Below are 13,654 nucleotides of genomic sequence, written 5' to 3' on the forward strand. Positions count from 1 at the left end.
GATTGAGCGTAACGGAAAACGTTTTCTGCAATGATTCACATGCCTGAATTAGTAGTAGAAAACCCACCAGTCGTTATTCTTTGTCACGGGTTTACAGGGGAAAAAGTCGGAGGCAATCAGTTCGTATTAGGTCTGGCAAATGCGGTGGAAGCTGCAGGCTTTGCAGCCGTTCGATTTGACTTCTCCGGCTCTGGGGAAAGTGCAGGAGAATTTGCTCGTGATACGACCATTTCCGGATGGAAGGATGACCTGAACACAGTCGTGGAATGGGTCCATGAGCAGCCAGCTTTTCAAAAGTCTCCGATCTATGTGCTCGGCCATAGTTTGGGAGGGTGCATCGCTTTGCTTCACGATGACACGAAAATACCGGTAGCAGGAAGAATTGCTCTTGCTCCAGTCATCCATCCCAGGGAAAACTTCCATGACATCATCTTGGGCCCTGAGCTTTGGGCTGCGGCAGAGTCCGGAGAGACCATCTCACATTTTTATGGCAAAGCGATGTCCTTGCAGCCGGATTTTGTTCGGGATCTGATCGAGAAGGGACATGCTCCCATAAAGGCTTCTAAAAACTATGAAAATCCTGTACTCCTCATTCATGGAACAGCAGATACAGCGGTACCGGCAGAAGGCTCCGAGCAGTTTGCCCAAGCTTACGAGGGACGCGTCGACCTATTCTTGATGGAGGAGGCGGACCATAGCTTCGCCCGACAAGTAGGGGAGCTGCAGGAGAAAATCGTAGATTGGCTTAAAGAACAGAGCAATTCTTGAAAGGACGAAATGTTGATGGATCAAATGAATTTTTTCAAAAAGAGTCATTGACAAGGACAGCCAAAGCGAATAAAATTTCAAACAACAAGAACAACGTATAACGCGAAGAACGGGAACAGTAAGTGGTATGATCTGTAAAGAGAGCTGCGGGACGGTGCGACGCAGTCAGAGAAGCCAGTGAAGCTCGCCCGGGAGCGGCAGGACTGAAATCGGATGTAGCGCTGCACCGAAAGTCAGTAAGTCCTGACGGTTAACCTCCGTGATCAGGTCGTCCGGAACAGTTTGATTCCGTACATGAGGTGGACTTCTGGCGTAAGCTGGGGTCAACGAGAGTGGTACCGCGATAGACAAGGTCTGTCGTCTCTTCGATAGAGACGGCGGGCCTTTTTTGTTGGCAACTAAGGCTCCGCCAAGTTTTCTAAATTCCAAAAATAGCATAGAAACAAACGCGAAGAACGGGAGCTAGTAAAGCAAAACTTTTGTCCAGAGAGCTGCGGGACGGTGCGACGCAGTCAAGAGTAGCTTGAATCTCACCCGGGAGCGGCAAGGTTGAACCCCCTACTAGGGACGGTAGACCTTGACGGAATCACCCCACGTCATCGGGGTTATGAGGTGGATCCCAAGCGAAAGGGATCAACGAGAGTGGTACCGCGGCAGCTGACAGGCCTGTCGTCTCTTGTATAGGAGACGGCGGGCTTTTTTTAACGTATAAGAATTTATAAGCGTAATGCTTATGAATTCTGGAGCGCATGAAAACGTTCCGCTAAAACGCGGTCGCTCCTCCATGGAATGGCCTCGATAGAGGTTTTCTTATTCCCGAAAAACAAAAACAACCTTTGAGGAGGCAATACCCATGACAAAACGAATCCATATTTTCGATACAACTTTGCGTGACGGCGAACAAGCGCCAGGAGCATCCCTGCATCCCGAGCAAAAGATCGTGATCGCCAAACAGCTGGCAGAACTCGGTGTGGATGTGATCGAGCCGGGCTTCCCGATTTCCAGCCCTGGTGATTTTATGGCGGTGCAACGAATTTCCCAAGAGGTGCATGGCGTAGAAATCTGTGGCTTTGCCCGCGCAGTGAAGGAGGATATCGATGCTGCCGTTCGCGCTACAGAAGCAGCTGAGCGACGCAGACTTCACATGTTCCTGTCCTCCTCCAACATTCATCTGGACTTCCAGCTGCGCAAGTCTCGTGAACAAGTGATCCAAATTGCCAGAGAGATGATTGCCTACGGGAAGCAATTTGTGGACAGAATTGAGTTTTCCCCCATGGACGCGACCCGTACAGGAGACGAGTTCCTGTTTGAAATGATCGAGGCGGCGATTGAAGAGGGGGCAACGATCATCAACATCCCGGATACAGTGGGATACGCACTGCCGGAAGAGTATGGGGCGATGTTCACCCGCGTCATGAAAAACGTCCGTGGCAGCGACAGAGTGGAGTTTAGCGCCCATTGCCACAATGACCTCGGCCTTGCCGTTGCCAACAGCCTGGCCGCGATCAAGGCGGGTGTGACACAGGTGGAAGTAACGGTAAATGGTGTCGGAGAGCGTGCAGGAAACTGCTCACTTGAGGAGCTGGTGATGGCGATTGAAACGCGCAAGGAAGCGTTGGATGCCGAGACGGGCATTCGTCCGGAGCATATTTACACGACTTCGCAAAAGGTCAGCCGTGCGATGAGCTTCCCAATCGCTTTCAACAAGCCGATCGTCGGCCGCAACGCTTTCCAGCACGAAGCGGGCATTCACCAGGACGGCCTGTTGAAAGAGCGCAGCACCTATGAAATCATGGACCCAGAGAAGCTGGGCGTGCCGCGCAACATGATCATTCTCGGCAAGCACTCCGGACGCCATGCGATCAAGCATCGTGTAAACGAGTTTGGCGTACAGCTGAATGAGGAACAGATGGAAGCCCTGTACAATCAATTCAAGGAGCTGGCCGACAAGCAAAAGGTGGTACAGGACCATCAGCTGCTCGAGTTGGTCGGACACACCGTCAACGCAGTGCTGGAGCCATTTACACTGGTCAATGCGCAGGTGCTGACCGGAACTTCCGGCAACCGGATGGCATCCTGCACGATCACAAACAACGTCACAAAAGAAGAGCAAACGTACTCTGGCACAGGCGAAGGTCCAGTCGAGGCTTTGGTGGCAGGCATCAAGCAGGCGCTGCCGATCGAAGTGGAGTTCACCGATATGGAGCTGTATTCCCTTTCTTCTGGAGAACACGCGACCGGGGAAGCGATCGTGACAGTCAGCGCAAACGGCAGTCATTTCAAGGGCGTATCCGAGCACCGCGACGTACTGATGGCAGTGGCACAGGCCTTTATGGCTGCGAGTAATCAAGCCGTACGCGACTACGAGGCGAGAGTCGCCATTCATGAGCAGGAGCAAGTGCTAGAAGCGTTTTTCTCTTGATTCACTATCCCAGGTTAATCGAGCAAGCCCAGTCTATAGGAGACTGGGCTTGTTTCATTCCGCCGCTTGTAGAGGGAGTGCGATTTTGATGCCGAGACCGCCTTTTTCCGGCAGGTACGCATGGATGCGGCCATCTTGCTTCTCGACCATTCCTTTGCAGATCGCAAGCCCGAGTCCGCTGCCGTTTTTGACCTTAGACCGCGCTTTGTCTACGCGATAAAAAGGCTCAAATATTTTTTGCAGCTCTTCTTTAGGGACGCCAGGTCCGTTGTCCTCCAGCTCGAATATCGCCATATCGTTTTCCGTATACACGCGGAAAGAGATGTGAACCTCGGACTGTGTCGATGAGTGGTTGAGCGAGTTGTGAATGACGTTTGCAAAGACACGGCGAATGCGCTGTTCGTCTACGAATAGGGTCGGATTTCCGATAATGGAGCAGGAGCAGCTGAGCTTGGCAGAAAATGTCGGCAGCTCCTCTTCGTATTCCGAAGCGATCGATCGCACGAAAGAGTGAAGGGGCACTCTCTTCCTGACGAGGAGAGGGTGATTGGCATTCTGTACGTACTCAGTGAGGTCCTGGGTCAGCTTTTCAATTTCCGTCGCTTTGCGGTAGATGATTTGGTAGTATTCCTGACGCTTTTCCTCCGATTGGACACGTCCTCGCATCAGACGCTCCATATACCCTTTGATCGAGGTGAGCGGTGTTTTTAGATCATGCGAGATTGCAGCCATGGCTGCAGACTGCCTGTGCTTTTCCAGAGAGAGGGTCTCATTGGCTTTTAGCAGGGAGCTGTAGATTTTTTCCCATTCCATCTCGTTCGGGTAGTGAGGAAAATCGGATTTGATGAGATCACTGTGCTTTTTGTAGAATGTCACGAGCGGCAGCATGGCTAACCTCCTACTATAGATGCCCAGGAAGACGGTTGACAGGCAAAAGAGCAAAACGGCTACGGCGAGAATGTGACTGGAAGACTGAACGGGCCGCAGCATATTCCAGGTGACGGGATGTGTAAAGGTAAAGTCGTACCGATGCTTTTGATCGGTGTACTGATCATCCTGCAGCGTGACTGAGAAAATGTTGTGCGACAGCGAATCAGCTGTAATGGATTTTCCCTTCTCACGGTCGAACATGCTGATGCGCATAGAGTGATCCTGCGCGTAGCTGTACAAAAATGTCCGAGTCTCGTCTGGCTTCCCACGGAATTCATTGATTTCGTTAATAAATTGGCGGTCCTGCTGCTGGAATTGGTGGCGCAGTTTTTCCCATTCCGTGGCAAAGTCCGCAATTTCAAATTTCCAATAATAAAGGCCAAGGAGGATGAGGCTTAGCAGAAGGACGATGCCATGCGCGATTAGCATTTTCAACTGAATATGATGTCTCACTGCATGTCACCAACAAATTTGTATCCGATACCCCAGACCGTTTTGATGTAATGCTTGTCATGCTCCAGTTTCGAGCGCAAATTTTTAATGTGCACGGTGACCGTGTTGATATCTCCGTACTCGGTTTCTCCCCAGATGGCGTTGTAGATTTGCTCGCGGCTGAGTACGCGATTCGCATTTTCCGCCAAATATAAAAGAATCTGAAATTCCTTGGTCGACAGATCGATCCGTTTATCTTGATGAAAGACTTCAAAGGTGTCCTTGTTAATAACCAGGCTTCCACTGTGAATCGTTTTGGCGGCGGATATGTATCGATTTTCCCGGCGCAGATGCGCGCGTACCCGGGCGATCAGCTCTGAAATGCTGAAAGGCTTCAAAATATAATCGTCCGCACCGACTTCCAAGCCGATAATCCGATCCAGCTCCCGATCTTTGGCGCTCAAGAATAAGATGGGAATATTGACGACATTACGTATTTTCCGGCAAACATCAAGACCGTCCATTTCCGGCATCATGATGTCGAGCAGGATCAAGGAGAGAGAGGGATCAAGCGCTTTTTCCATGGCTTCCTTGCCGTTATGCGCTTCAATCGTGAGAAATCCTTCATCCTGAAAGCTTTCGGCGAGCAACCGGACAATATCCGGATCGTCGTCAGCGATTAAAATCGTAGGGCTGTTCATTTAGAGAGACCTCCTTATTCACCATTATTATAAAATAGTTGCGTTACCTAGGCATATAAGGAGTAAATGCCTTCCCAGTAAAAAAAAGGCGCTCCAGTGTAGCGGAGCACCTTTTTCTCTTGCGAATTCTTAGCGGTCGTTGTTGTTGTCAGCTTGCGCAGGGAAGTTCATCCATCCGCCACCCAGTGTGTAAGCAGGAACGCTTGCATCAACAGTTGTGGTTGGAGCAGTACCTTCTGTAGCTGGAACTGCTGTGCCAGTAGAAGTAGTAGCTTCTTCTGCAGCTGGGTTCACAACAATGTGGTTTTGGCCAACAAAAGAGCTGAAGAAGCTAGGAGTTCCTTCATTTTCGCCTGGCTCGCTAGCAGCGAAAGCCGGAACAGCCAAAGAAGCAACAACAGCCATCATAGCTGTGAATGTAAGAAAACGACAGGTTTTTTTCATCTTTTTCATCCTCCATCTTTCCCTTCCCTCGAGGGAAATCTTTTTACATACCCAGTTATAAACGACATTTCTGTATTAGCTCTGAAAAAAGTATGAAGTTTTATGAAGAACGTGTAGAAAACAAGCGGAAAGTGTTTTTTTGTACAAAGATGAACTTTTCGGAATAAACTTACGGTGGAAATCGTTCAAAATTGTTGATATTTTAATAACATTATGTAGTACTAGAAGTGTAGGATTTTTAAATGCTAAGGGAGATGTAGAAGATGGAGTGTCAGTTAAAAATTACCCTGACCGAACAGAGAAAAGAAAAGCCTGCTAGCGACAAACTTGGATTCGGTGTTCATTTTACCGATCACATGTTTACGATGGAGTACACAGAGGGAAAAGGGTGGCACGATCCACAAATCGTACCGTACTCCCCGGTCACTCTCGATCCGGCAGCAATGGTTTTCCATTATGGACAAACTGTTTTTGAAGGACTAAAGGCTTACCGCAATAAAGAAGACCGCGCGTGGCTGTTCCGCCCGGATCAAAATTTCAAAAGATTGAATCGTTCCCTGAGCCGACTCAGCATGCCTCTGATTGATGAGGATTTCATGCTCGAGGCGCTCAAGCAGCTGGTAGCCACGGAAAAAGAGTGGATTCCAACAGAGAGCGGAACGTCCCTATATATTCGTCCTTTCGTGATTGCGACCGAAGCATGCTTTGGTGTTCGTGCATCTCATACGTATAAATTGATCATTCTTTTGTCTCCGGTAGGTGCTTACTACGCTGGTGGCATGAAGCCGGTAAAAATTTATGTAGAAAATCATTACGTACGCGCAGTTCGTGGCGGTACGGGAAATGCAAAAACAGCTGGTAACTATGCAGGCAGCCTGAAAGCACAGGAAGAAGCAAAGGAAAAAGGCTACGAGCAAGTTCTATGGCTGGATGGAATCGAAAACAAATACGTAGAAGAAGTCGGCAGCATGAACGTTTTCTTCAAGGTAAACGGGGAAGTGTGGGTACCGGAATTGAACGGCAGCATCCTCGAGGGGATTACGAGAGATTCCACCATCCATATGCTGAAGGACTGGGGCGTTCCAGTTGTGGAAAAACGCATTTCCATGGAGGATCTGTACGAGGCTTATACCAAAGGAGAGCTGGAGGAAGCCTTTGGAACAGGTACAGCGGCAGTGATTTCTCCGATTGGCGAAATGAGCTGGAACGAGCACAAAATGGTCATCAACAACGCACAGATCGGAGAATTGACTTCCAAGCTGTACGATCAGATGACAGGCATCCAGTACGGACTTGTGGAAGACAAGTTCGGTTGGTCTGTTGAAGTAACAAAAGCATAAACGAGTTTTTGCTGACAGGCACAGTTGCCTTCCAACGAGGAAGGGACTGTGCTTTTTGCTATTTTCCTAGCAGCTTTTCCCGTTACATTTTCACATTATCGATCAGAAGTTTATGATCGCGAAAAATAACAATAGTAAAAATAATGAAAAGAAAGGTAAAGATAGTCGAAAGAAAAAAGTTAGAAAATTATTAAAATTAGAACTACGTAGTTATTCTTCCATTCTCATCTGCCCTATCTGTACTGTTGGCTAACGTCCTCGCGGGTTGTTCGACCGGGCAGCAAGCAAGCAGCAGTCCAAACGGCGCCAATGCGCCAACGAGCAGTCAGCCGGGGGCAGCTCCAGCTCCAGCGGCATCCAGTGGGGGGACTCTGATCATCGCCCGCTTGTCCGATGCCAACAATCTCGATCCGCATTTCAGTACGCAGATCAATTCTATGGCCGTTGTTCAGCACAAGCTGTACGAAGGGCTCGTGATGCTGGATGCCAACAGCGAGTACAAGCCGCTCTTGGCCAGTGAGTGGAAGCAGCTCGATGACCTCACGTGGGAGTTTGCTTTGCGGGATGGAATCACTTTCCACGATGGAACACCATTTGATGCCGAAGCTGTGAAAAAGACGATTGACCGCATTTTGGACAAGAATGCGCCTACGCCGAAAGCCAATATGTTTGGCATGATTAAAGAAGTGAAAGTCGTCGATCCGCATAAAGTGCAGCTTATTCTTCACTATCCGTTTGCAGGGCTGCTATCCGTACTCGCGAGTGCAGAAGGCGGGATTATTAGTCCAAAGGCCATCGAGCAATACGGAAAGGATCTGAGCAAGCACCCTGTAGGAACCGGTCCATTCGTATTCGAGTCTTGGACGCCCGGTCAGGAAATCGTGCTGGTAAAAAATTCTTCCAGCATGACGCTGGGCGGTATGAGTCCTTCGCTGTCGATCACATCGGGATGAACGTAACGCAAAAGCCGTTTGACGATGTACGCGTACGCCAGGCCATTGCCCACGCGATCGACAAGGAAGCGATCATCCAGGGAGTTTACAACAATGTCGGGAAAGTAGCCGTTTCTTCACTGGGTCCAAAAGTAATCGGATACAGCCCGAGCTTGAAAACGGCGGATTACGATCTGAACAAAGCGAAACAATTGCTCGCCGAAGCAGGCTACGCCAACGGCTTCAAGGCGACCGTGTATCTCAATGACAACAAGGCGCGCATTAATGTAGCCGAAGTTCTGCAGTCCCAGCTGAAAGGGATTGGAATCGACCTGCAGATTCAGGTGATGGAGTTTGGGGCTTACCTAGACCTGGCAGCAAAAGGCCAAGCGCAGATGATCATCAGCGGCTGGGGAAATGCGACAGGAGATGCTGACTACAACCAGTACAATCTGTTCCACAGCACGTCCAAGGGAGTACCAGGCAACCACTCTTTCTACGCCAATCCAAAGGTCGATGAGCTGATCGAAGCAGGACGCAAAGAAAAAGATCCGCAGAAACGCAAAGCAATTTATGAGCAAGCACAGCAAATCGAGATCGACGAAGTGCCGCTCATCCCGTACCGCAGCAGTGAGAATCTGGCCGCGATCGCGAAAAACGTGCAAGGCATCACCATCAGTCCATCTGGTTATGTAGAGATCAACGATGTGACGATTCAGTAAACAATCGCGTTGCCAACCACGAAAAAAGAGATAAAGAGCCACATCAATCTGGCTGTCTATCCCTTTTTCATTTCTATTAGTAAGTAAATTTGTTGAGAAGCGCCTTGAGCTCTTCCGCAAGTGTTGCCAGGGACTGTGAGGAGGCAGAAATCTCTTGCATGGAGGCGAGCTGTTCCTCTGTCGAGGCGGCTACTTCTTCTGCAGACTCTGCATTGCTTTTCGCGATCTGGGCAAGCTGGCTAGCTACTTGGCTGACGGCTTGCACACCGGTTGCTATTTGCGCCGCGATGCTGGATACCTCGTCAATATGTGGTGCGGTTTCGCGCGTACTGAGCAAAATCTGTTTAAACTTGTGGATGGTTTCGGTGGAAACCTCCAGACCGCCGGCAACGTCTTGGCGTACTTTTTCCATGGTGGCTACCGATTCTTTTGTTTCCCGCTGGATTTCCGTGATGAGCTCGGAAATTTGGGTAGCGGAAAGCTGAGATTGCTCAGCCAGAATGCGTACCTCGTTTGCGACTACGGCAAATCCTTTTCCATGTTCTCCGGCGCGGGCTGCTTCGATCGCCGCGTTTAGTGCCAGAAGGTTCGTCTGCTGGGCAATTCCGCTGATGACTTCGGAAATGTTGCTGATTTCCTTGGAGCGATCATACAGCGATTTGATCATCGCATCTGATTTTTCTACGGACTCGTGGATTGAATTCATTTGTCCCATGACCTGCTGGATGGACACGCCGCCTTCATCCGCCTGAACGGACGTATCCTTCGAAAGGTCTGCGAGTACACGCACACTCTCCACGATCCGATCGACTCCGTGGGAGATTTCCTCTAAAGCGTGGACATTCAGATCGACTCCGGTTGTTTGTTTTTCCGCGCTGCTGGCAACCTCCTGCACAGAAGCAGCGACGTGTTCGGAGGAAGCGCTCGTTTGCTGGGCGCTGGCTGTCAATTGCTCGGAGGAAGCTGCGACCTGCTCGGCTCTGCTTTCTACGTCTTGAATCAGAGTACGAAGATTTTGCTGCATTTGGCTGAACGCTTGAGCGAGCTCCCCGATTTCATCCTTTGACTGAACGTGGATGGTCTCGGTAAGGACGCCGTTGCTGACCTTGACAGCTTGCTGGCTCAGCTGCTTGATAGAGCGGATGATAGATCGCAGGATGATTGCGATCAGCGCTCCCCCAATAAGGAGGCAGGCAATGATGGTGACGAGCGTATTGATGAAAATCGGTTGAACGGAATCCGCGATCTCGTTCATAAGCATCGTCCCGCCAATTTTCCAGCCTGTTAGCTCATTGGTGGTAAAGGACATCATTTTTTCATCGCCATTTAGATTGTAGGAAATGCGGCCTGTATGGTTCTGATAGGCTTGCTCGTAGAACGCATCCTCCGCTACCTCTCCGGCTTTCATCGTAGGATGGACGATGTATTTTTTGTCTTTGTCCAAAATCAGAACGTAGCCTGCCTTCCCGATTTGAACAGAGGAAGCGACATTTTTGATTTGCTCGATCCCCAGTGTAATACCGATGACACCGGAGCCGTCGTCTGTCGATTGCGCGATCGTTACGATGACTTCTCCTGTTACCGCAGACAGATAAGGAGCGGTAATGATGGCAGAGCCTTTGCTTTCCATAGCGCTTTTGTACCAGTCTCGAGTACGGGGATCAAAGCCAGCCTTGGTTTGCTGCTTTGGAAAGCGATAGTAGCTGCCTGTATCGGTGCCCATGCTGATGCTGGCCACTTCGGGATGCATTCCTATGTACATCTCAAACAGGCGAGTGACCTCGGGACTATCTCCTTCTTTATACATGCTTCTCGTAATGAGAGAAGCCAAGTAGTCGGCATCCTTCATTTTGGGAGAAAAGGTAGAGCTGACGATGGAATTCACCAGCTTGACATTCTCGTCTGCGCTTTTCATGATCTGGGCTTCCATCTCGGTACGTGACTGGACATAAGCCAGTGTGCCTATGACGAGGGAAGGAATCACCAGAATCAAGAGAAACGCAGTAATGAGCTTCGTTTTGAAATTTCCTCGAGGGGTCTTTCCACTGCGATTTTTCATGCTTAGCATCCTTTCGTGGTGTGTAGGTATAAAGTCATAATCGCTTCAACAATGTTTTATATCGGAATTAACCATCGGGATAGTTAGTTTAATGGGATAAGGCGGAATAGTAGATGAAATGGCGCATGCGTGAATATTTCGATGAAAGAAATAATTTGGCGTGAGAAGTCACATGGAGGATCAGTTGGCCGAACGAAAGTAAAGAAATTGAAAATAGTAGTAAAGAGAGTGAAAAAATATAGCCAGAATAGTAGGTAAAATGAAATATGCGCGAATGGTGAAAAAATTAACACAATAAGAACGCGCGAAAGAGGGGGACATCTTCATGAAAAAGACGCGCTTTTTCCAGACGCTAATGGCACTGACCGTTGCGGTTTCGGCTGCACTGGCTGGCTGCTCATCCGGTCAGGAAGCTAGTCAGGGGACAAATGGAGCAGCACAGCCGGGTGCAAGCACACCTGCGGCAGGGAAAACAGGCGGCACCTTGGTCATCGCAAGGCTTTCCGATGCGAACAATCTGGATCCTCATTTCCTCACCCAAATCAACTCAGCTGCTATTATTCATCACAAAGTGTATGAGGGACTTGTGCGGATGGACAAGGAAAGCAAATACGTCGGTTCTTTGGCGACAGAATGGAAGCAGCTGGATGACGTGACTTGGGAATTCAAGCTGCGCCAAGGCGTAACCTTCCATGACGGAGCTCCATTCAATGCAGAAGCGGTGAAAAAGACAATCGCTCGCGTGCAAGACCCAAATGTCGGCTCCAACCGGGCGAATCTGTTTGAAGCGATCAAGGAAGTAAAGGTCGTGGATGACCAAACCGTACAATTTATTTTGCACTATCCATATGCCCCGCTCTTGTCCGTGCTGGCAAGCGCAGAAGGCGTCATTCTTTCACCGAAAGCCATCGAGGAGTACGGCAAGGATCTGACCAAGCATCCAACAGGTACCGGGCCTTATAAATTCGAATCGTGGACGCCTGGACAAGAGGTCGTGCTCGTGAAAAATGACAGCTACTGGGGTGGTCAGCCAAAGCTGGACAAGGTCGTCTTTAAAACCGTTCCGGAAGACACGACTCGTATCGCCATGGTAGAAACAGGCGAGGCGCAAGTAGCTGAGCAGCTGCCTGTGACCGAGGTAGATCGTGTGACAAACTCCAGCAGCATGACGCTGGGACGCTACGCTTCCTTCTCCAGCGACCACATCGGGATCAACACCAAGAAAAAGCCGTTTGATGACATTCGTATCCGTCAGGCTATTGCACTTGCAGTTGACAAGGATTCCATCATCAAAGGGGTATACAACGATGTAGGGAAGATCGCACACTCTTCGGTTACCCCAACCATGGTAGGCTACAGTGAAAATGTAAAAGACACCGAGTACAACCTGGAAAAGGCAAAGCAGCTGCTTGCTGAAGCTGGCTACGCGAGCGGATTGAAAGCAACGATTTACCTCAACGACAACAAAGCTCGTATCAATGTGGCGGAAGTATTGCAACAACAGCTGAAGCAAATCGGGATCGACCTGCAAGTGAAGGTTCTGGAATTCGGGGCGTACATCGATGCCGCTTCCAAAGGCGAAACTGACCTGTTCATCAGTGGCTGGGGAAATGCAACGGGTGATGCGGACTACAACCAGTACAACCTGTTCCACACCAAATCCCAAGGTGCTCCAGGCAACCACTCCTTCTACAGCAATCCAGAGGTGGACAAGCTGATCGAGGACGGCCGCAAGGAAAAGGATGCAGAAAAACGCAAGCAAATCTATGAGCAAGCTCAACAAATTGAAATGAACGACGTGGCGTTGATTCCGTACCGTTTCTCTGAGAATCTCGCTGCGATCCAAAAAGGGGTAGAAGGCGTCTGGATCAGCCCAGCTGGTCACATTGAAGTCGACGACGTGGTTCTTCCGTAAAAGCTAGACAGATGAGCAGCATAGCGAGATTCCTGCGGGGTCGAGCTATGCTGTTGCTCTATACAAAAAAGATAGATAACCATACTTGGGGGCGTGTCACATGGAGAAAAACAAAACGTGGAAATGGATGCTTACGGGCGTACTGGGCGTCGGACTTCTGCTGTCCGGTTGTTCGAACGGTGGTGAGACAGGAGGCAGTAGCAAGCAAGCAGGGGCAGAAGCCTCTGACTCAGCGCAAAAGATATTGATTATTGCCCGTCAGTCCGATGCCAACAACCTGGATCCCCATTTCATTTCGGCGATCAATGCTGCAAGCGTTGTCCATCACAAAGTGTATGAGGGGCTGATCCAGCGGGACGAGAGCATGGAGTTCAAGCCGATGCTGGCGACGGAATGGAAACAGGTAGATGATGTGACGTGGGAATTCAGGCTGCGTCAGGATGTCAAATTCCACGACGGCACCCCCTTCAATGCCGAAGCCGTGAAAGCAACGATCGCTCGTGTTCTCGATGAAAAAGTAGGCTCTCCTCGTGCTACTCAGTTTAAAATGATAAAAGAAGTGAAGGCCAAGGCATTCAACTTGCTCTGGGCAACGACAACATCACGGATCACTGGGATTCCTTCGGGACGGGAGACATGCTGCAAAAGGCCAATCGCTTGGCGGAGCGGTTCCGATGGACGGATGAATTCCGGCTGTCTCGTGCGCTCGGATATGTGACAGGTGGGGTGACTTCGCTTGATGACACTGGCGTACGTGTCTGGCCGAATGTCGGCGATCAGGCGGATGCAGTGCTTTTGCAAGCGAGCTGCTCGGCGGAAGCAGTAGCCCGTCAGTCAGCAAAAGCCGCAGTGTTTTTTCAGGGAAACATAGTTTGGCAAAAAGAAGTGTAAAGTTAAACAAAAGTAAAAATATTATAAATAGATGTAAAGATGCTGAAAGGCTTGCTTGGCCCCTTACCGTATAATGCAGTTAAGCAAACATTGCAGAA

The 13,654-nt window shown here is 49.7% G+C and carries 8 protein-coding genes, 3 pseudogenes and 2 other annotated features; of the genes and pseudogenes, 7 read left to right on the forward strand and 4 right to left on the reverse strand.

What is annotated here, in order from left to right:
* Positions 1-39: 39 nt before the first annotated feature.
* The gene (locus tag EDM55_RS07970; RefSeq protein WP_170184509.1) at positions 40-768 is read left to right on the forward strand and encodes an alpha/beta hydrolase family protein; all 729 of its coding nucleotides are present in this window, start codon (positions 40-42) and stop codon (positions 766-768) included.
* A gap of 96 nt (positions 769-864) precedes the next feature.
* Positions 865-1,136 (forward strand) — a binding site (T-box leader).
* Between the two features lie 74 nt (positions 1,137-1,210).
* Positions 1,211-1,448 (forward strand) — a binding site (T-box leader).
* A 173-nt stretch (positions 1,449-1,621) separates the two neighbouring features.
* A complete protein-coding gene (locus EDM55_RS07975) occupies positions 1,622-3,190 on the forward strand; it encodes a 2-isopropylmalate synthase (RefSeq protein WP_092276165.1) in 1,569 nt (522 codons plus the stop codon).
* 54 nt (positions 3,191-3,244) lie between these two features.
* On the opposite strand, the gene EDM55_RS07980 is transcribed toward EDM55_RS07975, so the two are convergent.
* The 3 genes from EDM55_RS07980 to EDM55_RS07990 all read right to left on the reverse strand — a co-directional run bounded on the left by EDM55_RS07980 (position 3,245) and on the right by EDM55_RS07990 (position 5,697).
* On the reverse strand, positions 3,245-4,573 hold the full coding sequence (locus tag EDM55_RS07980; RefSeq protein ID WP_122960033.1) for a sensor histidine kinase: 1,329 nt from the start codon (positions 4,571-4,573) through the stop codon (positions 3,245-3,247).
* The gene (locus EDM55_RS07985) at positions 4,570-5,253 is read right to left on the reverse strand and encodes a response regulator transcription factor (protein WP_092276159.1); all 684 of its coding nucleotides are present in this window, start codon (positions 5,251-5,253) and stop codon (positions 4,570-4,572) included. Before EDM55_RS07985 ends, EDM55_RS07980 begins: the two co-directional genes overlap by 4 nt.
* 129 nt (positions 5,254-5,382) lie before the next feature.
* Complete coding sequence (locus EDM55_RS07990) at positions 5,383-5,697, reverse strand: hypothetical protein (RefSeq protein ID WP_122960034.1); 315 nt, start codon at positions 5,695-5,697, stop codon at positions 5,383-5,385.
* 263 nt (positions 5,698-5,960) lie between these two features.
* Between EDM55_RS07990 and EDM55_RS07995 the strand changes: the two genes are divergently transcribed.
* Together EDM55_RS07995 and EDM55_RS08000 are read left to right on the forward strand one after the other, a co-directional pair.
* A complete protein-coding gene (locus tag EDM55_RS07995; protein ID WP_122960035.1) occupies positions 5,961-7,037 on the forward strand; it encodes a branched-chain amino acid aminotransferase in 1,077 nt (358 codons plus the stop codon).
* Between the two features lie 212 nt (positions 7,038-7,249).
* Positions 7,250-8,691 (forward strand): annotated as a pseudogene (locus EDM55_RS08000) (glutathione ABC transporter substrate-binding protein).
* 76 nt (positions 8,692-8,767) lie between these two features.
* Here the strand turns inward: EDM55_RS08000 and EDM55_RS08005 are convergent.
* Complete coding sequence (locus EDM55_RS08005; RefSeq protein ID WP_092276151.1) at positions 8,768-10,750, reverse strand: methyl-accepting chemotaxis protein; 1,983 nt, start codon at positions 10,748-10,750, stop codon at positions 8,768-8,770.
* A 325-nt stretch (positions 10,751-11,075) separates the two neighbouring features.
* On the opposite strand from EDM55_RS08005, the gene EDM55_RS08010 reads away from it, so the two are divergent.
* The 3 genes and pseudogenes from EDM55_RS08010 to EDM55_RS30840 all read left to right on the forward strand — a co-directional run.
* Complete coding sequence (locus tag EDM55_RS08010) at positions 11,076-12,665, forward strand: glutathione ABC transporter substrate-binding protein (RefSeq protein WP_122960036.1); 1,590 nt, start codon at positions 11,076-11,078, stop codon at positions 12,663-12,665.
* 379 nt (positions 12,666-13,044) lie between these two features.
* A pseudogene (locus EDM55_RS30835) lies at positions 13,045-13,176 on the forward strand (ABC transporter substrate-binding protein); the annotation flags it as partial.
* Positions 13,177-13,232: 56 nt separating this feature from the next.
* Positions 13,233-13,556 (forward strand): annotated as a pseudogene (locus EDM55_RS30840) (deaminase); the annotation flags it as partial.
* Positions 13,557-13,654 lie beyond the last annotated feature (98 nt).

Origin of the sequence: Brevibacillus centrosporus (assembly GCF_003710815.1) — a bacterium.
Classification (GTDB): domain Bacteria; phylum Bacillota; class Bacilli; order Brevibacillales; family Brevibacillaceae; genus Brevibacillus; species Brevibacillus centrosporus.

What these genes read in the sequence shown, in the direction of transcription:
- EDM55_RS07970 (WP_170184509.1), top strand. Translation starts at nt 40, where the DNA reads ATGCCTGAATTAGTAGTAGAAAACCCACCAGTCGTTATTCTTTGTCAC.
- EDM55_RS07990 (WP_122960034.1), bottom strand. Translation starts at nt 5,697, where the DNA reads ATGAAAAAAACCTGTCGTTTTCTTACATTCACAGCTATGATGGCTGTT.
- EDM55_RS07975 (WP_092276165.1), top strand. Translation starts at nt 1,622, where the DNA reads ATGACAAAACGAATCCATATTTTCGATACAACTTTGCGTGACGGCGAA.
- EDM55_RS07995 (WP_122960035.1), top strand. Translation starts at nt 5,961, where the DNA reads ATGGAGTGTCAGTTAAAAATTACCCTGACCGAACAGAGAAAAGAAAAG.
- EDM55_RS08005 (WP_092276151.1), bottom strand. Translation starts at nt 10,750, where the DNA reads ATGAAAAATCGCAGTGGAAAGACCCCTCGAGGAAATTTCAAAACGAAG.
- EDM55_RS07985 (WP_092276159.1), bottom strand. Translation starts at nt 5,253, where the DNA reads ATGAACAGCCCTACGATTTTAATCGCTGACGACGATCCGGATATTGTC.
- EDM55_RS08010 (WP_122960036.1), top strand. Translation starts at nt 11,076, where the DNA reads ATGAAAAAGACGCGCTTTTTCCAGACGCTAATGGCACTGACCGTTGCG.